This window comes from Bordetella sp. FB-8 (assembly GCF_000382185.1).
Taxonomy (GTDB): Bacteria; Pseudomonadota; Gammaproteobacteria; order Burkholderiales; family Burkholderiaceae_B; genus Bordetella.
On sequence record NZ_KB907784.1, the window covers coordinates 3926049 to 3948422 of the forward strand.

A 22374-nucleotide genomic window follows, 5' to 3' on the forward strand; every position below is an offset into this window, starting at 1 on the left:
CGCAAGGCAGCTCATATGGAAATCGCGAACAAAGTATTTATCGTCACCGGCGGCGCTTCCGGCCTGGGTGCCGGCACCGTGCGCATGCTCACGGCCAACGGCGCCAAGGTCGTCATCGCCGACCTGCAGGACGAACCGGGTCACGCTCTGGCCCAGGAACTGGGCCAGCATTACGTGCATTGCGACGTCACCCAGGAAGCCGACGGGCTGGCCGCGGTCGCCAAGGCCAAGTCGCTCGGCTCGCTCTTCGGCCTGATCAACTGCGCCGGCATAGCACCCGCATCCAAGATCGTCGGCAAGGATGGCGCGCATTCGCTCGCCCTTTTCCAGAAAGTCGTCTCGATCAATCTGATCGGCAGCTTCAACATGATGCGCCTGGCCGCCCAGGCCATGGGTGCCAATGCGCCCGAACCCACCGGCGAGCGCGGCGTGCTCATCAACACCGCCTCGGTCGCGGCCTTCGACGGCCAGATCGGCCAGGCCGCCTATGCGGCCTCCAAGGCCGGCGTGGTCGGCATGACCCTGCCCATCGCGCGCGATCTGGCCCGCACGGGCATCCGCTGCATGACCATCGCACCCGGCATCTTCGGCACGCCCATGATCTTCGGCATGCCGCAGGAGGTACAGGACTCTCTGGCCGCCGCGATTCCCTTCCCCTCGCGCCTGGGCCGTCCCGAAGACTATGCCAAGCTGGTCCACAGCATCGTCACCAACGACATGCTCAACGGCGAAGTGATCCGCCTGGACGGCGCGATCCGCATGGCACCGAAGTAATCAGGATATTCCTTGGCCTTGTTCAAGTCGGCCGCTGCCATCAGCGGCCTTACCCTGATTTCGCGCATCAGCGGCCTGGCCCGCGACACGCTTATCGCCCGCACTTTCGGTGCCAGCCCCCTTACCGACGCGTTCTGGATTGCCTTTCGCATTCCCAACCTGTTGCGCCGGCTGTTTGCCGAAGGCGCGTTCTCGCAAGCCTTCGTGCCCATCCTCGGGGCGGCTCGGCAGCAGCACGGTGACGAAGGCATCCGCCCCCTGCTCGACCGAGTGGCCCTGCTGCTGACCGCCGTGCTGGCGCTGCTGGTCGTGATCGGCGTCATTGCAACGCCCTGGGTCGTAACGCTGATCGCCAGCGGCCTGCGCCACCACGGCCGCGACGAAGAATTCGCCGCCGCCGTGAGCATGACGCGCTTCATGTTCCCTTACATCCTGTTCATGTCCCTGGCGGCCTTCGCCACGGGCGTGCTCAATACCTGGCGCCGCTTCGCCATCCCCGCTTTCACGCCTGTCCTGCTCAATCTGTGCATGATCGCCGCCTGCCTGTGGATTTCGCCGCATTTGGGCCTGCCGATCTTCGGCCTGGCCATCGGCGTGATGATCGGCGGTGTGCTGCAGCTGGCCGTGCAGTGGGGTGAACTGGCGCTGATCGGCCTGACGCCGCGCCTGCTCGGGACTCGCCTGATCGATGCCTGGCGCGACCCCACGGTCAAACGCATCATCAGACAGATGGGGCCCGCCACCCTGGGCGTATCCGTCGCGCAGATCTCGCTCCTGATCAACACCAACATCGCCACCTGGCTCAAGCCCGGCAGCGTGACCTGGCTGTCCTTTGCCGACCGGCTCATGGAATTCCCCACGGCGATCCTGGGCGTGGCGCTGGGCACAGTGCTTCTGCCCAGCCTCTCCGCCGCCTACGCGAAGAAAGATGATGACACCTATAGCCACCTGATCGACGCGGGACTGCGCCTGACGCTACTGCTGGGCCTGCCCGCCGTCCTGGGTATGGCGCTGCTGTCCGACGGCCTGGTGGCCACGCTGTTTAACTACGGCGCATTCCATGCGTCGGACGTGCAGCAGACGCGCCTGGCCGTCATCGCCTACTCGGTCGGCCTGATCGGTCTGTTGTCCGTGAAAATCCTGGCGCCCGGCTTCTACGCCCGACAGGACATCCGCACTCCGGTCAAGATCGGCGTCGTCGTGCTCGTACTGACGCAGGTGTTCAACCTGATGTTCGTACCTTTCTTTGCCCACGCCGGATTGGCGCTGTCCATCGGACTGGGAGCCTGCGTCAATTCAGTCGCCCTGCTGGTCGTCCTGCGCCGCCGCGGAATCTACCGGCCTGGGGCGGGCTGGACCCGATTCATCCTACGCATTCTGCCTGCACTGGCTGCCATGGGCGCCTTGCTCGCTTACGCTGACAGCCGGGTGAACTGGATCGCCCTGCAGACCCACGCAGGCCAGCGCGCTCTTTCGCTGGCCGCCATCATGGCCGCCGCCGCCGCCCTCTATTTCGTCATGCTGTTCGCCGCCGGTTTCCGGCCGACGGATTTCGGCCGCCCCGGCTCGGGCCGCTGACCTTCCCCCGCGCATTCTGTTCTGACCGGTCCGCTACGAACGGACCCGCAGCCCGCCTGCTCTCGCGAGCATCCCCGCTGCAGCAGCATGTTTAATTCATCCCATCAGGTGACAATTTTTGTTGAAAAAAACATATTTTTACTTTAGATTTTAAAGTCCATCATGCATCTAACACCGTTCTCGTCGCTACATCAGGAATCTCTACAGCGAAGTTTATGCATGCCGAATCACGGCATTCCATCGCTCTTAAAAATATTTCTCATGAAATAACAAGAGCTTAGAGCCTCTCCCGCGCAGAAATCCGCCATCAGATTGCGTATCGACGAGCCGCCAACGGAATGTAACATTAGATTTCTTCCGACCTTCTTTTCCGCTCACGCTGTGAACTAGCCGATGCTGCCGCGTTTCAGTCGTACCGAACTGCCCCGCCGCGACACCGGCTTGCGGCTTGGCCGACGCCATTTTTTTCTTGGTAGCCTGCTCGCGCTTGGAGGCGCCGCGGCCGGTGCGGCGATAGCCGACGTCTATTACCCTCTGGCCGGGCTATCCGATGATTACGCCACCCGGACGGGTGAACGCCGCCTGTATCGGCTGCCCGACGGCAGCCAACTGCTGCTGAACGCCCGCTCCCGCGCCGATCTGTCCTATACCGACAAAGAACGCACCCTGCATCTGCGCGAAGGTGCCGTATCGCTCATCGCCCGTCCCGACGCGGCGCGCGCCTTCCTGATACGCACAAGCGAAGGCACGGTCTGCCCCGACGGCCCTCGCGTCATGGTTCGCCAGCAAATGCGCCGCACCCTGGTCGTCGCCGCCGACAATGCCGCCGAGATCACAACCTCGGCGGGAACCAGAACGATGCTTGCGGCCGGCAGCGGCACCCGCTTTGACAATACCCTCGTCGGCAATCCACGTGCCGACCTGCTCGCCGACACCGCCTGGGAAACCGGCTGGGTAAATGTCCACGAACGGCCACTGCTGGAAGTGATTCAAGCCCTGCGGCCTTATCGCAGAGGCGCGCTGCGCATCTCAGTAGCGGCCGGCGGCCTGCTGGCCAATGGCCGCTATCCGCTCGACGATACCGATGTCGCGCTGCGCGCCCTGCAAGCCGACATGCCCATCCATATCCGCCGGATTACCCCTTGGTTCACCTCAGTCGATCTGGCCCCGGCCCATGCCAGGGCCTATGCAGGCAGGCGCGGGGAGGTCTACCCACCCTATGCGGCATCTTCCAGCGCGATTGTTCGACAAACCCTTGCACCATAAGGGAAAGCTCGCTAGAATGTCGGACTTTGCCGAATTCTTTAAATTACCGAATACACCATGGCCAATACCGCCCAAGCCCGTAAGCGCGCCCGTCAATCGGTTGAGCGCAACAAGCACAATTCGTCGCTGCGTTCGATGCTGCGTACCGCGATCAAGCGCGTGCGTCAGGCCATCGAAGCGGGCGACAAGTCCGTCGCCGCCGAGACGCTGCAGAAAGCCAGCAGCGTGATCGACCGCGTGGCTGACAAGCAAATCATCCACAAAAACAAGGCTGCTCGCCACAAGAGCCGCCTGGCTGCCGCCGTCAAGGCGCTGGCTTAACCGTCACTGCTCTGCTGCGGCCCGCGCGCCTACCGTATCTTCGGTATCTTCGCGCGAGGCTTCCCTCTTCGCGGCAGGCAAACTGAATCGGCAAATGCAAAAGGATGCCTAGCGGCATCCTTTTGTTTTGGGGCGCCAAACCCATGATGCCCGAGCGGGCTGCCGCCCGGCACGAGTGCCGTCAGGACCTCAGGCCTTGGCTTCGCACTCGCGCTCTTGTGTCTTGAGGTTGTTGTCCCGGGCGAAATCCACCACGAACTTGTAGGCCAGGGGTTCGAGTTCGCGCAGCCGCTGATCGACCACGATGCCTTTCACGCCGTCCAGATCGACCGGCAGCACATAGGGCGAGTACGTCAGATGCGTGCCGGCCACGCCGGGGGGACGGAACTGCGCCATGACGCCGGCCAGGCGCTCGGCCCAGTCGCTGGGGCGAAAACGGCTGCCGCTTTCGGTCACGCCATAGATGAGAAATTGTCGAACAGTCATGTTTGTCATTAACCGCGGACACGCCTTGCATGCCGCCCCGGCCCGATCGGCCCGGGGATCGCAATTCGACCCGCGCCCGAATTGTATATGATGGACCTTTTTGCCAACCTGGCTTTGCGATTTCGACTATGACCGCGACTCCCTCCCCTCAGGGCAAACCCGCCCCGCTGCGGCATTTCCTGCAGATCAAGGATTTTTCGGCCGACGAACTGAACTACGTCCTGAATCGCGCCCGCGTCATCAAGGACAAATTCAAGCGCTATGAGCCGCACATGCCGCTCGTGGACCGCACGCTGGCCATGGTGTTCGAAAAAGCCAGCACCCGCACCCGCGTCTCGTTCGAGGCCGGCATGTACCAGATGGGCGGATCGGTCATCAACCTGACCTCCAGCGACTCCCAGTTGGGCCGCTCCGAACCCATCGAAGACACCGCGCGCATCATTTCGCGCATGGTCGACATCGTGATGATCCGCACCTTCGAGCAGGCACGCATCGAAAGCTTCGCCGCCCATTCGCGCGTGCCCGTCATCAACGGCCTGACCAACGAATTCCACCCCTGCCAGATCCTGGCCGACCTGCTCACCTTCATCGAGCACCGCGGCAGCATCGCGGGCAAGACGGTGGCCTGGGTGGGCGATGCCAACAATATGGCCTACACCTGGCTGCACGCGGCCGAACTGCTGGGTTTCACGCTGCATATTTCGACTCCGTCGGGCTATGAACTCGATCCGGCGCGCATCGGCTCGCCCTCGCCCGCCGTGCTCAAGCAATTCAAGGACCCGAAGGACGCCTGCCGCGGGGCCCACCTGGTCACCACCGATGTGTGGACCAGCATGGGCTACGAGGCCGAGAACGAGGCCCGCCGCAAGGCCTTTGCCGATTGGTGCGTGGACGCCGACATGATGGCCGTCGCCGACCCCAGGGCCATTTTCCAGCACTGCCTGCCTGCCCACCGCGGCGAGGAAGTTACCGCCGAAGTCCTGGAGGGTCCGCAAAGCGTGGTCTGGGACGAGGCCGAGAACCGACTGCACGTGCAAAAAGCGCTGATGGAATTCCTGCTGCTGGGCAGACTATAGATAAGGCCCATAAATAGTCTGAACTAATTGCTGGCGCTGTGGTCAGATAGCGCATGGAAACCGAAGACGCCCGCCGGCTCAGCCCGGCCGAACAACACGAGCGCCGCCGCCAGGTCATTCGGGCGTACAAGCGCAAGCTCACCAAGCGGCAGATCGCGCGCGATGTGGGACTGAGTTATTCAGCCACGTGCAAGATCATCGACCGCTATAACGCTGGGGGCATGGCGGCGCTGGCGCCAGGTCAACGTGGCCGCAGCGCTGGCGACAAACGCGCACTGACCGTCGAGCAAGAAGCCACGATCCGTCAGACGATCTGCGACAACCGTCCGGAGCAGCTGAAGATGGAGTTCGCCTTGTGGAGCCGTGCCGCCGTGAAGGAGCTGATCGAGCGCGACTACCAGATCACCTTGCACCTGCGCTCGGTTGGAAAGTATCTGGCGCGCTGGGGCTTCACGCCGCAGAAGCCCATCAAGCGCGCCTATGAACAGTCGCCCGAAGCCGTGCGCACGTGGCTGGATGAAACCTATCCTGGCATCGCCGAACGCGCCAAATCAGAGGGTGCGGAGATTCACTGGGGTGATGAGACAGCGCTGGTGAACACCGATGTGCGTGGCCGCAGTTACGCCCCCAAAGGCAAGACGCCGGTAGCGATGGCAGTGGGTGGCACGCGCCAGAAGCTGTCCATGCTGGCCAGCGTGACCAACCAGGGCAAGGCGCGCTGGATGATCATCGACGGCAATTTCAATCACGAGAAGCTGATCGAGTTTTTCGAGGCCCTGGTCGCGGACACCGAGCGCAAGGTGTTTCTGATCCTGGACAACCTGGGCGTGCATCACTGCAAGCCGGTCAAGCAGTGGCTGGCCGAGCATGTCGATCAGATGGAGGTGTTCTATCTACCCAGCTACAGCCCCGAACTCAATCCGGAGGAACGTCTCAACGCCGATCTCAAACACGTTATCCGTCGCAAGGTACCGGCACGCACCAAGGCCAAACTTCGCGCCGCCACCGAAGCACATATGGCCGTGATCGGCAGCAAGCCGGAACGCGTCAAAGCCTACTTTCGCGATCCTCGCGTCAAGTACGCTGCTTGATACTGTTTAAGGGCCGAATCAATAGGGTCTGTCATCAATTGAGCCAAATGACGGCAGCGGCGAGATGAATGGCGCCAAGGAACGCGGTGCGGGTTTTATCGTAGCGCGTGGCGATGGCGCGGTACTGCTTGAGGCGGGCGAAGAAGTTCTCGATCAGGTGACGCGCCTTGTACAAGTGCCGGTCATAGTCTCGCTGCTGCTTGCGTGTGCGTAGAGAGGGGATGACGACGGACTTTCCAGCGCGTAACAGGGGTTCGATCACGCGCTGCTGCGCGTCATAGGCTTTGTCGGCCATCACTGTTTCCCCTTGCGTATGCGGCAACAGGGCATCGGCCCCTTCCAAATCCGAGGCCTGCCCCGGCGTCAGGTGAAAACGCGTTGGGTTGCCCAGCGCATCGACCGTGGCATGAATCTTTGTGCTCAGCCCCCCTCGGCTGCGTCCGATGGCTTGCGCCTGAGCCCCCCTTTTCCGCCTGTGCCATGCTGGTGGGCTCGCACAATCGTGGCATCTATCATCGCGTACTCGTTGTCCGCATCCTGTGCCAGCGCCTCAAACACGCGCCGCCACACGCCGCTACGGCTCCAACGCATGTGCCTCAGATGCACGACGCGGAAATCCCCGAAGCGCTCCGGCAAATCCCGCCAGGGTATACCTGCGCGATAGCGATACAGCACCGCCTCTACGAATAGGCGATTGTCTCGCGCGGTCACGCCAGCATGGCCCGCTCGCCCAGGCAGCAAACCTTCAATCCGCTCCCACTGATCATCTCGCAATGCATATCGTCTCGACATACGGCCGAAGTTTGGAACGCCTGGCCTAAAATCTCAAGCCATCAATTGATGACAGCCCCTAGACTGACCCGCATGCAGGGCGGCGCTACTTAGGGCCGGTTGACACGAAAAAGCCCTAGACCTTCTCCCGGTTCAATCGCACAATCGCGCAAACATCGTGCGCTTGGTGTTGCGAAACGCCGGGCGCACACGGCTGCTCCAGTGCGTCCCGCGCACGGCCAGCCAGGGCGGGCTGCCCAAGGTCTCGCGAGTAATCAGATCGTAGCAGGCGTAGTAGCGTGGGGTCCCGTCCTTGCACAGATAGCGGTCGGCCCGCACCGTGCCGGGCACGGCGGCAAGACCCGGCATGTGTTCCCGGGTATACCAGTCGTTGAAATCCTGCTCGCTTTCGGGCGCGACATCGGTTTCGACGATGTAGTGCCATGGAGCATGCGCCTCGTGCGGCTCGCTGCGCAAATGCAGCATGCCGTCAAGCGACACGGTGCGGCTGCCGCCCGGACAGACGGTTGCCGCGCGGGCGCGGGCGATCTCCAGCGCGGGTAAGTCATTGTCCCGCGTCCGGCAATAAACATACGACGCGTCGAGTTCGACCGCGACGCATACGTCCACATCCAGCGGCAGGCCCCCCGTGGACAATGCGGCGCGGATACGGCGAACCGCCAGGGCATCGAGCCGCGCCGGAATTTTTATCAGCAAGACCTTGTCCATCGCGGTTTCCCCCGGTTGTTCAATGCCCGATGCGTAGCGCCACGAGAAAGCGCGACACCATGTTATAGGCCGCTACGGTCGCAGCCAGTTCGATCAGGCCCTGCTCATCGAAATGCACGCGCAGGGGCTCGAACACCGCGTCCGGCACCTCAATGTCACGCGTCATCGTATCGGTCAGAGCAAGCACGCCGCGCTCGCCAGCATCCAGGCCCCGCACCGCATCCGGCGCAGCGCCGGCGCGCAGGCCCTCGATGACCTCATCGAGCAGACCCGCCGCGCGCGCGTGCGGCACATGAGCCTCGAATTCATAAGGCGCGCGGTTCAGAACCGCCACGCGCAGGATGACGAGCTCGCGCACACGCGGCGCCAGCGAGGTCTTCTGGCGTATCGCCGTCAGCATCGCCTCCCAGCCATCGACTACCGGCGCACTATTCAACAGTACCCGGTACAGCGGCGTGATGCGGCCGCGCGCGGCCAGTATGCGCGCCTCGATGTCTGCCAGCCGCGGGCGCGTACCGGGTTCCACGGGAGCGATGCGAGATGTGCTCATGCGATCAGTCCACGTGGATGTTGTTGCGCTTGATCAGCTCCGACCATTTGCGGCGATCGGACGCGATGAGCGCGGCCAGCTGCTGCGGGCTGGTGGGCGCCACCTGGCAACCCAGCTGCTCGAGCCGGTCGCGCACCGCGGGTGTGCGCAACGCAGCGCGCACATCGGCATTGAGCTTGTCGACCAGGGCGGGCGACATGGCTGCCGGAGCCAGCAGGCCGTACCAATTGTTGGTCTGCACTCCCGGTATGCCCTGCTCGGCCAGCGTGGGAACGTTGGGCAGCTGCGGCAAGCGCGCGGGCGCGGCCAGGCCCAGCGCCTTGAGTTGCCCCGATTTGATCAGGTTGATCAGACCGGGAACATCGCCGAAAAAGCCGGCCACATGATTGCCCAGGAGATCGTTGATGACAGGCGCCGCGCCTTTGTAGGGCACGTGCATCACATTGGCCTTGCTGGCCTGGGCGAACATTTCCAGCGTCAGATGCGGAATACTGCCCACGCCCGATGATCCGATGGGCACCGGACTGCCGGCCTCGCGCGAACGCCTGACGAAATCCGCAGCGTCGACCGCGGGGTTGGTCTTGTTCACGACGAACACCGTGGCGTTGTCGACGATTTTGGAGATGGGCTTGAAACCCTTGAGCGGATCGTAGGGCAGAGACTTGTACAGAGCCGGACTGATGGCCACCGCGCCCACGCTGGTAAGAAACAGAACCGAACCATCGCCCGCCGCGCTGGACACGTAAGCCGCGCCGATATCGCCATTGGCCCCGGCCTTGTTCTCGACGATGACCGGGCGATGCCATTGCTTGCTCAGCTGAGCGGCCAGCACGCGCCCGACCGTATCGACCGGACCGCCCGGCGGAAAAGCCACGACCAGCTGCACCGGGGCCTGGGCCCTGGCCGCACCCGACGCGGCCAAGGCCAGGACACTCGCACACACAATACGCTTGAAGAACATTCCCGTCTCCTTAAAACCCATACAACCGCGCCGGATTCTCCACCAACACCTGCCGCCGCAGCGCTTGATCCGGACAGGCTTCGAAAAACGCATCGACCAATTCACCGTCGTCGGGCATCTCGCCAGCGACGTTCGGATGCGGCCAATCGGTGCCCCACAAGGTGCGTTCCGGCAAGGCCTCGACCAGCGCGCGAACGAAGGGCAGGCTTTCGCGGAAAGGCCGCTTGCCGTCGCCGATGCGATCCATGCCGGACACTTTGACCCAGGCGCCCGGCACGCGGGCCAGGCCGAGCAGGCTGCGAAAGGCGGGAGCATCCAGCCCGTCGCGCGCGCGGATGCGGCCCATGTGATCCACCACGAAGGGCACCGGCAATCGGGCAAGCCTGGGCAACAGCGCATCTATCGTCGCGCCGTCGACGTGCAGGCATACATGCCAGCCCAGCGCAGCGATCGACGAGACGATGCGCTCGAATACATCGGGCGGCGGCGGCGCACCCAGGTGCGGCACAAAGTTGAAGCGGGCGCCCCGTACCCCGCCCTCGTGCAGGGTGCGGATCAGCGCCGCATCGGCCTGCGGCGGCAGCAGGGCCACGCCGCGATAGCGGCCTTGACCGCGCGCCACGGCTTCCAGCAAGGCAGCGTGGTCGTGGCCGTGGCAGTTGGCCTGCACGATGACCGCGCGGGTGAGGCCCACGCGGCCATGCAAGGCCGACAACATCTCGTAGGGCGCGTCGGGCGGCGTGTATGCACGGCCCTGCGCATAAGGAAATCGGTCGGCCGGTCCGAACACATGGCAATGTGCATCGCACGCCCCTTCGGGCAGGCGGCGATGCGGCACCGAAGGTTCGGCCAGCGGCGGGCGGCAATCGGGCAAAAACAGTCTCCACACATTATTCGGAGCCGACTTTGGAGCGGCATTGTGTGTGCATGTTGGTGTATCGGCGGCATCGAAACAATGCTATATCTAAAATTTCAGATATCGATAAATTAAATATCTCGAATGGACCTCAAGCAGATCGAATACTTCGTTCGCGTGGCCGAACGCCGCAGCTTCTCGCGTGCGGCCGAACTGCTGGATGCGGCCCAACCCACGCTTAGCCGCCAGGTGGCCCTGCTGGAGCAGGAACTGGGCCAGCACCTGCTCTACCGCAACGGCCGCGGGGTCGAGCCCACCGAAGCGGGGCTGCGATTTCTGGAATATGCCCGCGCGCTGCTGACCCTGGCTGCCCGCGCCAAGGAAGATCTCCGGGATCTGCGCGACACCCCCACCGGCAAGGTCGCCATCGGCCTGCCGCCGCGCATCGCCCGCTGCGTCACGCCGCCGCTGGTTCAGGCATTCAGGCAGGCCTGCCCACAGGCCTCGATCACCGTGGCGGAAGGCTTGAGCACCCAGGTGCGCGAATGGCTGCTGGCCGGACGCATCGACCTGGCCTTGCTGTACGACCCGCCTGTCTCGCCGCAATTGACTTGCGAGCCGCTGCTGCGCGAGGACTTGGTGCTGGCCGCCGCGCCGGGCGGACGCCTTCGGCTGCCCGCCTCGGTGAAAGTAACCCAGTTGGGCAACTACCCCCTGATCCTGCCCAGCCTGCCCAACGCCATTCGCGTCCTGGTCGAAAGTGCGTGCCGGCGCCAAAACGTTCAACTGGCCGTAGCGGCCGAGGTCGACGCGGTCCAGACCATTGTCGAACTCGCCGCACAGGGCGATGCCTATGCCATCCTGCCGCGCTCGGCCGCGCAGGGGCCCGCCGCCACCCATCCGCTGGCCCTATGCCGCATCGAAGCTCCGGTGATCCGCAACAAGCTGGTGCTGGCCATGCCGCGCCACCGACCCGCCACGCGGGTGGCCGACGCCACCGCGCAATTGCTGCGCAAACTCGACTTCGGGCAACTGTTCTTGGGCAGCGGCATCAAGGCCGGAGCCACTGGCAAACGCGTTAAAATGGTCAATTGACCTTCCCCCATCCCTTCTTCGGCGCGCGTTGCGACGATTGCGCCCTTCTAAAACCATGGCAACCATTCTCCCCTCCCTTCCCGTCGGCCAGAAGGTCGGCATCGCTTTCTCCGGCGGTCTGGATACCAGCGCCGCCCTGATCTGGATGCGCGAGAAAGGCGCCATCCCCTACGCCTACACCGCCAATCTGGGCCAGCCCGACGAGTCCAACTACGAGGACATTCCGCGCCGCGCCAAGATTTACGGCGCCGAGAACGCCCGCCTGGTCGAATGCCGCCCGCAGTTGGTGGCCGAAGGCATCGCCGCGCTGCAGGCGGGCGCCTTCCACATTTCCACCGGCGGCATCACCTACTTCAACACCACCCCGCTGGGCCGCGCCGTGACCGGCACCATGCTGGTGGCGGCCATGAAGGAAGACGGCGTGAACATCTGGGGCGACGGCAGCACCTACAAGGGCAACGACATCGAGCGCTTCTACCGCTACGGTCTGCTGACCAACCCCGATCTGAAGATCTACAAGCCCTGGCTCGACCAGCAGTTCATCGACGAGCTCGGGGGCCGCGCCGAAATGTCGGCCTACATGCAAAAGGCCGGCTTCGACTACAAGATGTCGGCCGAAAAAGCCTACTCCACCGACTCCAACATACTCGGCGCCACGCACGAAGCCAAGGATCTGGAAAACCTGAACACCGGCATCCGCATCGTCAAGCCCATCATGGGCGTGGCCTTCTGGAAGGACGATGTGGCGGTCAAGGCCGAAGAAGTCACCGTGCGCTTCGAGGAAGGCCAGCCCGTGGCGCTGAACGGCGTCGAGTACAGTGATCCGGTGGCCCTGATGGCCGAGGCCAACGCCATAGGCGGACGCCACGGCCTGGGCATGTGCGACCAGATCGAAAACCGCATCATCGAGGCCAAAAGCCGCGGCATCTACGAAGCCCCGGGCATGGCCCTGCTCTATATCGCCTACGAGCGCCTGGTCACCGGCATCCACAACGAAGACACCATCGAGCAGTACCGAGTCAGCGGCATCAAACTCGGTCGCCTGCTCTACCAGGGCCGCTGGTTCGACCCGCAGGCCATCATGCTGCGCGAAACCGCCCAGCGCTGGGTGGCGCGCGCCATCACCGGCGAAGTCACCATCGAACTGCGCCGTGGCAACGACTACTCGCTGCTCAACACCGAGTCGCCCAATCTGACCTACGCGCCCGAGCGCTTGTCCATGGAAAAAGTCGAGAACGCGCCCTTCACGCCGGCCGACCGCATCGGCCAACTGACCCTGCGCAACCTGGACATCACCGATACGCGCCACAAGCTCTTTACCTACACCCAGACGGGCCTGCTGCAGCCCTCGGGCGGCTCGGCCTTGCCGCAGCTGCAGGACAGCAAGAAGAAATAAGCCGCTTTTCGCGCGCACAGAAAAAAGGCTCCGCAAGGAGCCTTTTTTCTGTGCGCAGCCTGCAAGCCACGGCGGTCTACACCGCCTTGCCGACCCGGTCGAGTTCGGCCAACACGGCATCAGTAAGCGGCAGTTGCGCGGCCTTCAGGTTCTCGCGCAAATGGGCGACCGACGAGGTTCCGGGAATCAGCAGTATGTTCGGGGCGCGATGCAGCAGCCAGGCCAGCGCCAGTTGCATGGGCGTCGCCCCCACGGATGCCGCGATCCGATCCAGCTCGCCCGACTGGATGGGCGTGAACCCGCCCAGCGGGAAAAATGGCACATAGGCGATACCCTGCCGACCAAGCGCATCGATCAGCGCATCGTCGTCGCGGTGCACGAGGTTGTAGTGGTTCTGCACGCAGGCGACGGCAGCGATGCCCTGAGCCTCTTCGATCTGCGCCGCGGTCACATTGCTCAGCCCGATATGGCGCACCAGCCCGCGTTGCTGCAGCGCCGCCAGCGCCTGAACCTGCCGCGCGATCGACCCTTCGGACGGCGCGTGGACATCGCCCATGATGCGCAGGTTCACCACGTCGAGCGCATCCAGCCCCAGGTTACGCAGATTGTCGTGCACCGCGCGCTCGATGTCCGGGGCGGTCTGGGCCGGCAGCCATGCGGCATCGGCGCCGCGCACTGCCCCGACCTTGGTCACGATGAGCAGATCATCGGGGTAAGGATGCAGCGCTTCCTTGATGATCTGGTTGGTGACGTGCGGCCCGTAGAAGTCGCTGGTGTCAATGTGGTTCACCCCGGTGGCCAGCGCCTCGCGCAACACGGCCAATGCAGCCGCCCTGTCCCTGGGCGGCCCGAAGACGCCCGGCCCGGCCAGTTGCATGGCGCCGTAGCCCATGCGCCCGATCGTGCGCCCGGCAAAGGGATAAGTTATCGAATAAGACATGTCACGCTCCTTGGTCGAAGTACGGCGTGAAGTATGAACGGCACGCCTCTGTTTGATAACCTAGTCAGATGCAAACAGCTTGTACGAAATATCGAACATGGACATGAACGATCTCACCGCCTTCGTCGCGGTAGCCCGGGCCAGCGGCTTTCGCGACGCGGCGCGCGCGGGCGGCGTCTCGGCGTCGAGCCTGAGCACGGCCGTGCAGCGTCTGGAAGGGCGGCTCGGCATGCGCCTTCTCAACCGCACCACGCGCAGCGTCACGCCGACCGAGGCAGGCCGGCGCCTGTTGGAGCGGCTGGCTCCGCTCTTTGGCGAGATAGAGGCGGCGCTGGACGTGCTCAACGGATTTCGCGATAAACCGATAGGCACCCTGCGGCTGAACGTGCCGGCCCACGCCACGCAGACCATCCTGCCGTCCATCCTGTCGCGATTCATCAAGGCCTACCCCGGCATCCACATCGAAGTACTGGCCGAAGACAGCTTCGTCAACCTACTCGAAATCGGCTGCGACGCGGGCATCCGCTACGACGAGCGCCTGGAACAGGACATGATCGCGGTGCCGATCGGACCGCGCATCCAGCGTTTCGCGGTGGCCGCCTCGCCGGACTATCTTGCCGCGCATGGCCGCCCCGAGCATCCTCAAGACCTGCTGACCCATGCCTGCCTGCGCGGACAATTCTCGGGCGGCGCCAAACCGCTCTGGCATTTCGAATGCGATGGGGAAATTATCCATCTGGACCCGCCGCCCGGCCCCCTGTTGGTAAGACCCGGGCTGGCCATCACGATGCTGGTGCGCGCCGCCCTGGACTCGGTGGGCATTGTCAATCTCTGGGAAGACATGCTGCGCCCGCATTTAGACAGCGGCCAGTTGGTGCCGCTGCTCGAACCCTGGTGGCAAAGCTTTCCGGGGCCTTTCCTCTACTACCCCGGGCGCAGGCACCTGCCGGCGCCGCTGCGAGCCTTCGTCGATTTCATCAAAGGCTGACGGCTGGCGATGTGATGTTTGCGTGGCTCTTAAAACGTCCAGGCTTGCCGGACCCGCAGCATCGCAAATTCAGAAGCTGTCGACGCCGACGCAAGCGTGCTATGCCATGAGTCTGCGGGGTATTCGGTGGGGCCCTCCCGGACCTTTAGGGCGAGGGCAGCCCGCGTCCAGCGGACCCAGGGCGCCTGTATGCGCCCGAGCCGAGCGAATCGGTCCGGGAGGACTCCACCGGATACCCCGCAAACGGCTCAAGAACTCAAACAATCCAGTAACAGCAACTTCACAACTCGATCTGCATCCCCATTTCCACCACCCGGTTGGGCGGTATCTTGAAGAACATCGTGCTGCGTGTGCCGTTGCGCGCCATGAAGGCGAAAATCGCCCGGCGCCAGCGCGACATGACCGGACGCTTGCCCCCCACCACCGTCTGTCGCGACAGGTAATACGACGTGCGCATGGGTTCGAGATCGAGCTCGGGATAGGCCTCGCCCACCTCGCGCAACGCCTCGGGCACGTCCAAGTCTTCCTTGAAACCGTAATGCACGGTGACCTGCCAGCTGGAATGGCTGACACGTTCGACATGGAAGCGCTCTTCAGCCGATACGAAAGGCACGTCGGCCACCTTGATGGTCAGAAACAGCACCTGTTCATGCAGCACCTTGTTGTGCTTGAGGTTGTGCAAAAGCGCCGGCGGCACGAAACCCGAACTCATGGTCATGAAAATCGCCGTTCCGTGTACCCGCGCCGGCGGGAACTCCTCGAGCTGGGTCATGAAATCCTTGAGCGGCTGGCGATCACGCGCCTGCATCTCGGCCAGCAGCCGGCGTCCCTGCCGCCACGTCGTCATGAGGATGAAGACAGCGATACCTACGGCCAGCGGCAGCCAGCCGCCCTCGTGGATCTTGAGCACATTGGCCGAAAACAGCAGCAGGTCTATCACCAGCAGCACGGTGAGCACCGCGATCCAGGCCGCCCGCTTGCCGCCCCGTGTACCGCGCGGCAGCACCATGAAAGCCAGCACACTGGTGCAGAGCATGGTTCCGGTCACCGCGAACCCATAGGCCGCGGCCAAATTGTCCGACGTGCGAAACGCGATCACCAGCACGATCACCGCCACCAGCAGCAGGGCATTGACCTGCGGCAGATAGATCTGCCCCATTTCCGCGGCCGATGTGTGCAGGATCTTCATGCGCGGCCAGAAACCCAGCTGCACCGCCTGGCGCGTCATGGAAAAGGCGCCCGAGATCACGGCCTGTGAGGCGATCACGGTGGCTATGCCAGACAGGACCACCAGCGGCAGCAGCCCCCAGCTCGGCACCATCAAGAAAAAAGGATTCTCCAGCGCCGCGGGATTGCCCAGCAACAGCGCGCCCTGGCCAAAATAGTTGATCACCAGCGAGGGCAGCACTATCCAGAACCAGGCCGTGCGTATGGGCGGCCGGCCGAAATGGCCCATATCGGCGTACAGCGCCTCGGCGCCTGTCAGCGCGAGCACCACCGCTCCCAGCAGCACGAAACTGGCCACCGGACGCAACAGTACGAAGCGCGCGGCCTCCACCGGATTGAGCGCGTGCAGCACGACCGGATGCAGCCAGATCTGCCAAAGACCCATCACAGCCAGCGTCAAGAACCACAGGCACATGATGGGGCCGAATAGCTTGCCCACCGAGGCCGTGCCGCGCGATTGAAACGCAAAAAGCACGATGAGCACCACCAGCGAGATCGGCACGACCCAGGCATCGAAACTGTGCGACACGATGCCCATGCCCTCGATGGCCGAAATTACCGAGATCGCCGGCGTAATCATGCTGTCGCCGTAGAAAAGGGCCGCGCCAAAGATGCCCAGGACCACCAGCACCACGCGCTTGTGGCCCTGCACCCCGCGCACAGCCAATTCCAGCAAGGCCAGCGTGCCGCCCTCGCCGCGGTTGTCGGCGCGCATGATGAGCATGACGTACTTGAACGACACCACCACCATCAGCAGCCAGAAGAGCAGGGACAGTATCCCCAGCACATGACTGGCATCGACATGCTTGAATTCGTCCAGGGAAACCTTGAGGGTATACAGCGGGCTGGTACCGATATCGCCGTACACCACGCCCAGCGCGCCTAGCATCAGGGCCTTGCGCGAAGAGGAATGGCTGCTCGTGGGTGATTCGCTCATGCGTGTCGCTCGTGACGTGATAATTGAGTACCCTTGCGAGGGCCGGGAAAAACAACTGCCAGACGGGTGCCGGGATATTCGGGGCGGCTGGTCAGCTTGCACCAGGCCCCGTGCGCATTGGCAATCTCCCGGACGATGGCCAGGCCCAAGCCCGAGCCGCCGGCCGCGGCGCTGGGCGAACGGTAGAACGCCTCGAAGACCCGGTCGCGCTCGTCGGGCGGAACGCCCGGGCCGTCGTCCTCGATCGTCAGGGACGGCGGATTCGCGCCCACGGTCAGGGTAATGCGCCCCGGCTTCTTGCCATAGCGCAGGGCGTTGTCGATGAGGTTGCCCAGCAGTTCATCCAGCAGCAGTGGATTGCCGTCGATGTCCACCGGTGCATCCGGGGCGATCAGGTTCAGCTCGACCTGCGCGGACAGCGCGCGCGGAACCCATTCGGCGCCGCTTGCGCGCACCCATTCGCACAGGTCCAGGCGCACGAAATTATCCCTCGGCTGGGCATCCGGGTTGGAGCGGGCCAGCACCAGCAACTGCTGGCCCAGCCGGATCATACGATCGCTGACGACCTTGATGCGCTCGGCCCGGGTGCGCACGTCGTCGGGCAAGGGCCTGGCCAGCATCAGTTCGGATTCGAGCTTCAGCCCGGCCAACGGGGTGCGCAACTGATGCGCGGCATGGCCGATGAAGCGGCGTTGCGCCGAAAGCGACGAATCCAGCCGCTCGAGCAGATCGTTGATGTGCGTAACAAGCGGCGCGATCTCGGAAGGCAGATTGGCCACCACCATGGGCTGCATGTCTTCGATGGAGCGTTGCCGTATCTGCTCGGCCAGGTGATTGACCGAGCGCAAGCCCGAGCGCACGCCATGGACCACGACGCCGGCAAACAGCAGGATGAGCAGCACTTGTCCTGCAACGATCAGCCAGAAGAAATCCTCCAGCATCCAGACCGTCATGTCGAACTTGTGGGTGATGACCCAGGTAACCGCAATATCGAGCAGCACCAGCACCATGAGCGGGGGCATCAGCCCCGAGATCAGAAGCCGCGCCAGAGACCCCGACGGCAGGTGCCAGGCGGCGCGCCAGGAAGAAGCCGCGGGGGGTTTCTTGAGAGCAGGACTGTCGGACATATGGCTGCGTTCGTCGCGCAGTCGACACGCCTGCCAGATCGGGCAGGCGCGGCGCTTACGCCGACTCCACGTCCAGCAAATAGCCGAAGCCGCGCACGGTCTGGATGCTGGCGCCCGTGCCTTCCAAGCGTTTGCGCAGGCGGTAGACGTAGACTTCGACGGCGTTCTCGCTGAAATCGGCATCCCAGGCCGAAAGCGAATTGACGATCTGGCGCTTGGTGACCACGCGGCCGACGCGCGCCATGAGCATTTCCAGTACGGACAGTTCGCGCACGGACAGGGCAAGGCGCTGGCCGCTGACGCGCACTTCACGGCCGACAGTGTCGAACACCAGCGGACCGACTTCGATCATGGGCTGCGCCTGGCCCGAACGGCGGCGCGCCAGGGCACGCACCCGGGCAGCAAGCTCGGGCAGGTCGAAGGGCTTGGTGACGTAGTCGTCGGCCCCCGCATCCAGGCCTGCCACGCGGTCGTCCAGGCCGTCGCGCGCGGTCAGGATGAGCACGGGAACCTGGTTGCCGTCCTGGCGCAACTGGCGCAGAACGTCCAGCCCCCCCATGCCCGGCAGATTCAGGTCGAGCAGGATCAGCTCATAGGACTGGCCGACCATGGCCCCCTGGACTTTGTCGCCCTCGGTCAGCCAGTCAACGGCATAACCCTGGTCGGACAGGAATTCCTGCAGCGCATGGCCCAGGGTGGTGTCGTCTTCGATAACTAGAACTCGCATTGTTCGATTCTAGCGCGATCCGATCCTGGGCGTATACAGAACGTTACTTACCCGCCGCCGGCTGGGGTTGTGGCGTGGTGATGAAGCCTATTTTTCCCATGCCCGCCCGGCGCGCGGCGCCCATGACCTGCGCCAGCAACTGGTAGCGCGTGTCCTGATCGGCACGGATATGGATCTCCGGCTGCGGCTTGTCCTGAGCCGAGGCCGCGAAACGGTCTCCCAGGCTTTCCGTGGTCACCGGCTGACCGTTCCAGAACAGGGTGCCGTCGCCCTGGATGGCCAGGTCGATCGCCTTGGGATCCTCACGGGCCTGCGTGGCGCTGACCTGCGGCAGATCAATGCGGATCGAATGCGCCAGAAGCGGCGCCGTGATGATGAAGATCACCAGCAGCACCAGCATCACATCGATGAGTGGCACCATATTGATTTCGGAGACGGTGTGTCCGCCCGCCCCCTTGCTGTCGAAGCTGCCGAAGGCCATGGCTCACTTGTCTCCGCCTGTTTCGACGCGCAGGCGGCGCATGGCGCGCACCTTGCTCTCGGAAAGCTCAACTTGGTGGCCGGTCGTCAGGAAAGCGAACAGATCGTGAGCGAAGGCGTCCAGCCGCGACAGGAACACACGGTTATAGCGCACGAATGCGTTGTAGCCGAGCACGGCGGGAATGGCCACGGCCAGGCCCAGGCCGGTCATGATGAGCGCCTCGCCCACCGGACCGGCCACCTGGTTGATCGTCATGCCTTCGGACATGCCGATCCCAACCAGCGCGTGATACACCCCCCATACCGTGCCGAACAGGCCCACGAAAGGCGCGGTGGAACCCACCGACGCGAGGACGGTCAGGCCGTTTTCGAGTTTGGCGGTTTCTTCGTCGATGACCTTGCGCATGGTGCGCGTGACGAACTCGCCGTTGCCTCCCGCCTCTTCCAGCTTGGTGGGGCCGAACTTGGCATGATGATCCGCGGCGTGGATCGCATGGCTGGCCAAGTGCGAATAGGGATCGCGCGCGCCGTGTGTGACGATCTCGTTCTGCACCTGCTCCAGCGAACTGGAATTCCAGAAAGTGCTGAGAAACGCCTTGGCGCGGCCGCGCATGCGGACATGGCTCACCGACTTGACCACCATCAGGTACCAGGTCACCAGCGACATGATCACCAGAATGAAAAAAAGAGCCTGGCCGACAGCATCGCTTTGGCTCAGGAAATGCAGCACGCCCGTGGACGGTGCAGGAGTCGGATTCATGGGTTCAGTCCTTCATTTGAAAATCGTAGGGCAGCCTGGCCAGGGCCGGCAGGGCCACGCCGTTGCGCGTAAACGGCTTGAAGCGCGCCCGGCGGGCCGCGTCCAAGGCCGCGTCGTCCAGGCGTACATGGCCCGAGGATGTGTCGATGCGCGCGCCATCCACCTTGCCTTGGGCACTGATGCGCACCAGCACGACAACCCGGCCCGTCTCGTCATGCAGGCGCGATAGCCTGGGATAGACCGGGATGGGCCGGGACCCGTCGTATTGGATGCTGGTCACCAGGACGGGGGGGTCCTGGCGCGGCGCCTGGCTGGCCTGCTGCTGGCCTTGGGGTGCGCCCGCGACCGGTGGCGCGAGCGCGGCAGGTGTGGTCTCTTGCGACGCAGAACGCGTTGCGGACTCAGGCTTGGGGCGCGGTTTTGACTGTGGCGTGGGTTTTTGCTTGAGCAGCGGCGCCAGCGGCGACGGATGCACGGTCGGCGGGGACTCGGGGGGAGGATCGGCTTGAATCCGAGGCGCGGATTCGGGAGGCGGCGCGACCGGCAAAGCGGCGACAGAAGCCGGTGGCTGCGGTTGGCGCTGGACCGGCGCCTGCTGCGGCGCGGGCGCATCGATCACGCTCACCATCATGGCCGACGCGTTTTGGGCAGCGATAGGAGCTGTGTGCGTACCCTGCACGATGAAGGCAGCTACGGCCGCATGCAGCGCCAGCACCAGCGCGCCCGCCCCGATGCGCAGCCGCACGGGCATTCGAAAGGCAGAAGGGTCGGAAGTACGCGTCAGCGAGAACATGAAATTGCAGGGGATTTGCGCAGAACCCGGCCGGACCGACGCATTGATATATCCGCATAATAATCTAAATACGAATTATTCGTAATTATATGAAGAGCCAGCTTGCACCGCGGCGTCCCCGGTGCGCAGGTGATCATGTTTGTAACGAATTCGCTCACGGACCGGATCCGGCAACTGTCTGGCGCGCATCACAGGATGGGGCAGCGGGTTTTATGGCTGAATTTGGTACTGCATTTACGCGCAGCATTCGTGCCGGAGCGCTAAGCTGTACGCCCCTTGCTGCTTTTTTCGTTCACCTGTCACCGGAACGCCGGTCACCTTTGCGTTAGGCGGCGCAACTCACCTTCGCCGCATTCCGTTCCATAGCCACCTCTCTCACACTCCATTCTCGCCACCCATGACCCTCGCGGAAATCTGCATCCTAGTTGCCTGCTTGCTTCCTATCGTCTGCGCGGGTATCGCCAAGTCACGGGGCTTTAGCAAACCGCGTCGCGAAGGCGGCTTCGACAACCATAATCCGCGAGAGTGGCTTGCTGGTCTTCAGGGCTGGCAGGCTCGTGCTCACGCGGCCCAACTCAATAGCTTTGAGGCCTTGCCACTCTTCATCGCCGGCGTCCTGGTGGCTCAGCATCACCACGCAGCCCAGTACACCGTCAATGCGCTCGCGGCAGCCTTCATCGTCCTGCGCATCGGTTTCATCTGGGCATACGTTACCGACCGGGCCAACCCCAGATCAGTCCTCTGGTCTCTCGGCCTGGCTTGCAGCATCGCGCAGTTCTTCGTGTAACTGCCGCTGTCTGCGCGCATCGCCGCCCAACCCTTCGCTCGATGCGCCCCCCCAACAGAGGCGGCACCTGGGCCGCTCCGGCCGCATCACCCTCTTGGCATGCTCGGCCCAAGTGCCATACCGCAGGGGTCGCCCCAGCTAAAACGTTGAGTGCCTGCTTCTTGTTACCGCCAGCGGCGGCTCCTGGTCGTAAGAAGCATTTTGTGAATAGCCGATCACCTATCCGGGAGGTGCCGTACTTCCCTAGTTTTCGAAAGACTTATGAGCGCCATCACGCGACTGCATTCCAAGCTTTCCTTGAGCACCCATTGCATCTTGCCAGGCAATCATGGCGTTCGCGACCGCATCCTTCTCGCCACTGAACGCAAGCACGGTCTCACCGCATGACGGGCAGACACCACCAAATGCTGCATGGATGCCGGGCATGCCGCGGGCATCAATCAGGCCAAAGTCGGTGAATGACGTTTTGCATGCACCGCACACCATCTTTGCCGGGCGCAATGCATCAATTTTTGCCCTAGCTTGAGCGATTCGCTGATCTTGCGTGCCTCGATTCTTCGCTTGGCCCATTATTTTCTCCAGCATCAATTTTCTATTTCAACCTGAGCGGCTAGCATAATCGCTACGAGTTGCGCGGCAATGCTCGAGCGCATCGTAA

24 protein-coding genes are annotated in these 22374 nt (G+C 63.6%); 10 read left to right on the forward strand and 14 right to left on the reverse strand.

From position 1 onward, the window contains the following. The first annotated feature begins 15 nt into the window (after nt 1–15). The 4 genes from H143_RS0118790 (at nt 16) to rpsT (ending at nt 3939) form a co-directional block, all read left to right on the forward strand. Nucleotides 16–774 (forward strand): 3-hydroxyacyl-CoA dehydrogenase, encoded by a 759-nt coding sequence (locus H143_RS0118790; protein WP_019939814.1) that lies wholly within the window; start codon nt 16–18, stop codon nt 772–774. Nucleotides 775–786: 12 nt separating this feature from the next. Next, complete coding sequence (gene murJ / locus H143_RS0118795) at nt 787–2352, forward strand: murein biosynthesis integral membrane protein MurJ (protein WP_019939815.1); 1566 nt, start codon at nt 787–789, stop codon at nt 2350–2352. A gap of 393 nt (nt 2353–2745) precedes the next feature. Then, entirely contained in the window at nt 2746–3618 is an 873-nt protein-coding gene (locus H143_RS21200) for a FecR domain-containing protein (protein WP_019939816.1), read from the forward strand. Between the two features lie 57 nt (nt 3619–3675). Then, complete coding sequence (rpsT, locus tag H143_RS0118805; protein ID WP_019939817.1) at nt 3676–3939, forward strand: 30S ribosomal protein S20; 264 nt, start codon at nt 3676–3678, stop codon at nt 3937–3939. Between the two features lie 189 nt (nt 3940–4128). Here rpsT and H143_RS0118810 read toward each other — a convergent pair whose 3' ends face one another. Next, nucleotides 4129–4425, reverse strand: coding sequence for a DUF3579 domain-containing protein (locus tag H143_RS0118810; protein ID WP_019939818.1), 297 nt, complete (start codon nt 4423–4425; stop codon nt 4129–4131). A gap of 128 nt (nt 4426–4553) precedes the next feature. On the opposite strand from H143_RS0118810, the gene argF reads away from it, so the two are divergent. Continuing rightward, nucleotides 4554–5501 (forward strand): ornithine carbamoyltransferase, encoded by a 948-nt coding sequence (gene argF / locus H143_RS0118815; protein WP_019939819.1) that lies wholly within the window; start codon nt 4554–4556, stop codon nt 5499–5501. A 53-nt stretch (nt 5502–5554) separates the two neighbouring features. Then, nucleotides 5555–6592 (forward strand): IS630 family transposase, encoded by a 1038-nt coding sequence (locus H143_RS0118820; protein ID WP_019939820.1) that lies wholly within the window; start codon nt 5555–5557, stop codon nt 6590–6592. 34 nt (nt 6593–6626) lie between these two features. Here the strand turns inward: H143_RS0118820 and H143_RS22245 are convergent. From H143_RS22245 to H143_RS0118850, 5 genes are all read right to left on the reverse strand, one after another. Next, nucleotides 6627–7384, reverse strand: a protein-coding gene (locus tag H143_RS22245; protein ID WP_196801332.1) for an IS5 family transposase whose coding sequence is annotated in 2 segments (ribosomal slippage) — nt 6627–7063 and nt 7063–7384 — 759 coding nt in all. Because the reading frame shifts where the segments join, the coding sequence is not laid out codon by codon here. A 132-nt stretch (nt 7385–7516) separates the two neighbouring features. Further along, nucleotides 7517–8092: a DUF4286 family protein gene (locus H143_RS0118835; RefSeq protein ID WP_019939821.1), complete on the reverse strand. Its 576-nt coding sequence runs from the start codon at nt 8090–8092 to the stop codon at nt 7517–7519. A gap of 19 nt (nt 8093–8111) precedes the next feature. Beyond that, on the reverse strand, nt 8112–8642 hold the full coding sequence (locus tag H143_RS0118840) for a carboxymuconolactone decarboxylase family protein (protein WP_019939822.1): 531 nt from the start codon (nt 8640–8642) through the stop codon (nt 8112–8114). Nucleotides 8643–8646: 4 nt separating this feature from the next. Continuing rightward, entirely contained in the window at nt 8647–9603 is a 957-nt protein-coding gene (locus tag H143_RS0118845; RefSeq protein WP_019939823.1) for a tripartite tricarboxylate transporter substrate binding protein, read from the reverse strand. 10 nt (nt 9604–9613) lie between these two features. Further along, entirely contained in the window at nt 9614–10477 is an 864-nt protein-coding gene (locus H143_RS0118850) for an amidohydrolase (RefSeq protein ID WP_019939824.1), read from the reverse strand. A gap of 126 nt (nt 10478–10603) precedes the next feature. On the opposite strand from H143_RS0118850, the gene H143_RS0118855 reads away from it, so the two are divergent. Next, complete coding sequence (locus tag H143_RS0118855) at nt 10604–11554, forward strand: LysR family transcriptional regulator (protein ID WP_019939825.1); 951 nt, start codon at nt 10604–10606, stop codon at nt 11552–11554. 55 nt (nt 11555–11609) lie between these two features. Next, nucleotides 11610–12950, forward strand: a complete 1341-nt coding sequence (gene argG / locus H143_RS0118860; RefSeq protein ID WP_019939826.1) for an argininosuccinate synthase — start codon at nt 11610–11612, stop codon at nt 12948–12950. Nucleotides 12951–13026: 76 nt separating this feature from the next. Here the strand turns inward: argG and H143_RS0118865 are convergent, their stop codons facing one another. Beyond that, complete coding sequence (locus H143_RS0118865; protein WP_019939827.1) at nt 13027–13890, reverse strand: aldo/keto reductase family oxidoreductase; 864 nt, start codon at nt 13888–13890, stop codon at nt 13027–13029. 97 nt (nt 13891–13987) lie between these two features. On the opposite strand from H143_RS0118865, the gene H143_RS0118870 reads away from it, so the two are divergent. Beyond that, nucleotides 13988–14878, forward strand: coding sequence for a LysR family transcriptional regulator (locus tag H143_RS0118870; protein WP_026350239.1), 891 nt, complete (start codon nt 13988–13990; stop codon nt 14876–14878). A 280-nt stretch (nt 14879–15158) separates the two neighbouring features. Here H143_RS0118870 and H143_RS0118875 read toward each other — a convergent pair whose 3' ends face one another. From H143_RS0118875 to H143_RS0118900, 6 genes are all read right to left on the reverse strand, one after another. After that, nucleotides 15159–17042 carry a potassium transporter Kup gene (locus tag H143_RS0118875; RefSeq protein WP_019939829.1) on the reverse strand — a complete coding sequence of 628 codons (1884 nt, stop codon included), beginning with the start codon at nt 17040–17042 and terminating at the stop codon, nt 15159–15161. After that, a complete protein-coding gene (locus tag H143_RS0118880) occupies nt 17039–18064 on the reverse strand; it encodes a HAMP domain-containing sensor histidine kinase (protein WP_051094518.1) in 1026 nt (341 codons plus the stop codon). The genes H143_RS0118875 and H143_RS0118880 overlap by 4 nt, the downstream gene beginning before the upstream one ends. Before the next feature lie 160 nt (nt 18065–18224). After that, on the reverse strand, nt 18225–18896 hold the full coding sequence (locus tag H143_RS0118885) for a response regulator transcription factor (RefSeq protein WP_019939831.1): 672 nt from the start codon (nt 18894–18896) through the stop codon (nt 18225–18227). Nucleotides 18897–18939: 43 nt separating this feature from the next. Continuing rightward, a complete protein-coding gene (locus H143_RS0118890; protein ID WP_019939832.1) occupies nt 18940–19377 on the reverse strand; it encodes a biopolymer transporter ExbD in 438 nt (145 codons plus the stop codon). Nucleotides 19378–19380: 3 nt separating this feature from the next. Further along, nucleotides 19381–20136 carry a MotA/TolQ/ExbB proton channel family protein gene (locus H143_RS0118895; protein ID WP_019939833.1) on the reverse strand — a complete coding sequence of 252 codons (756 nt, stop codon included), beginning with the start codon at nt 20134–20136 and terminating at the stop codon, nt 19381–19383. A gap of 4 nt (nt 20137–20140) precedes the next feature. After that, a complete protein-coding gene (locus H143_RS0118900) occupies nt 20141–20929 on the reverse strand; it encodes a TonB family protein (RefSeq protein ID WP_019939834.1) in 789 nt (262 codons plus the stop codon). 397 nt (nt 20930–21326) lie between these two features. Here H143_RS0118900 and H143_RS0118905 point away from each other — a divergent pair, with 397 nt between their 5' ends. Then, entirely contained in the window at nt 21327–21716 is a 390-nt protein-coding gene (locus H143_RS0118905; protein ID WP_019939835.1) for an MAPEG family protein, read from the forward strand. A 243-nt stretch (nt 21717–21959) separates the two neighbouring features. Here H143_RS0118905 and H143_RS0118910 read toward each other — a convergent pair whose 3' ends face one another. Then, nucleotides 21960–22286, reverse strand: coding sequence for a hypothetical protein (locus H143_RS0118910; RefSeq protein WP_026350242.1), 327 nt, complete (start codon nt 22284–22286; stop codon nt 21960–21962). Between the last annotated feature and the right edge of the window lie 88 nt (nt 22287–22374).

Bases quoted from the DNA above. Each gene is read 5' to 3' on its own strand.
- H143_RS0118790 (WP_019939814.1), top strand. From the start codon at position 16: ATGGAAATCGCGAACAAAGTATTTATCGTCACCGGCGGCGCTTCCGGC.
- H143_RS21200 (WP_019939816.1), top strand. From the start codon at position 2,746: ATGCTGCCGCGTTTCAGTCGTACCGAACTGCCCCGCCGCGACACCGGC.
- rpsT (WP_019939817.1), top strand. From the start codon at position 3,676: ATGGCCAATACCGCCCAAGCCCGTAAGCGCGCCCGTCAATCGGTTGAG.
- H143_RS0118810 (WP_019939818.1), bottom strand. From the start codon at position 4,425: ATGACTGTTCGACAATTTCTCATCTATGGCGTGACCGAAAGCGGCAGC.
- argF (WP_019939819.1), top strand. From the start codon at position 4,554: ATGACCGCGACTCCCTCCCCTCAGGGCAAACCCGCCCCGCTGCGGCAT.
- H143_RS0118820 (WP_019939820.1), top strand. From the start codon at position 5,555: ATGGAAACCGAAGACGCCCGCCGGCTCAGCCCGGCCGAACAACACGAG.
- H143_RS0118835 (WP_019939821.1), bottom strand. From the start codon at position 8,092: ATGGACAAGGTCTTGCTGATAAAAATTCCGGCGCGGCTCGATGCCCTG.
- H143_RS0118840 (WP_019939822.1), bottom strand. From the start codon at position 8,642: ATGAGCACATCTCGCATCGCTCCCGTGGAACCCGGTACGCGCCCGCGG.
- H143_RS0118845 (WP_019939823.1), bottom strand. From the start codon at position 9,603: ATGTTCTTCAAGCGTATTGTGTGTGCGAGTGTCCTGGCCTTGGCCGCG.
- H143_RS0118855 (WP_019939825.1), top strand. From the start codon at position 10,604: ATGGACCTCAAGCAGATCGAATACTTCGTTCGCGTGGCCGAACGCCGC.
- argG (WP_019939826.1), top strand. From the start codon at position 11,610: ATGGCAACCATTCTCCCCTCCCTTCCCGTCGGCCAGAAGGTCGGCATC.
- H143_RS0118865 (WP_019939827.1), bottom strand. From the start codon at position 13,890: ATGTCTTATTCGATAACTTATCCCTTTGCCGGGCGCACGATCGGGCGC.
- H143_RS0118870 (WP_026350239.1), top strand. From the start codon at position 13,988: ATGGACATGAACGATCTCACCGCCTTCGTCGCGGTAGCCCGGGCCAGC.
- H143_RS0118875 (WP_019939829.1), bottom strand. From the start codon at position 17,042: ATGAGCGAATCACCCACGAGCAGCCATTCCTCTTCGCGCAAGGCCCTG.
- H143_RS0118880 (WP_051094518.1), bottom strand. From the start codon at position 18,064: ATGCCCCCGCTCATGGTGCTGGTGCTGCTCGATATTGCGGTTACCTGG.
- H143_RS0118885 (WP_019939831.1), bottom strand. From the start codon at position 18,896: ATGCGAGTTCTAGTTATCGAAGACGACACCACCCTGGGCCATGCGCTG.
- H143_RS0118890 (WP_019939832.1), bottom strand. From the start codon at position 19,377: ATGGCCTTCGGCAGCTTCGACAGCAAGGGGGCGGGCGGACACACCGTC.
- H143_RS0118895 (WP_019939833.1), bottom strand. From the start codon at position 20,136: ATGAATCCGACTCCTGCACCGTCCACGGGCGTGCTGCATTTCCTGAGC.
- H143_RS0118900 (WP_019939834.1), bottom strand. From the start codon at position 20,929: ATGTTCTCGCTGACGCGTACTTCCGACCCTTCTGCCTTTCGAATGCCC.
- H143_RS0118905 (WP_019939835.1), top strand. From the start codon at position 21,327: ATGACCCTCGCGGAAATCTGCATCCTAGTTGCCTGCTTGCTTCCTATC.
- H143_RS0118910 (WP_026350242.1), bottom strand. From the start codon at position 22,286: ATGGGCCAAGCGAAGAATCGAGGCACGCAAGATCAGCGAATCGCTCAA.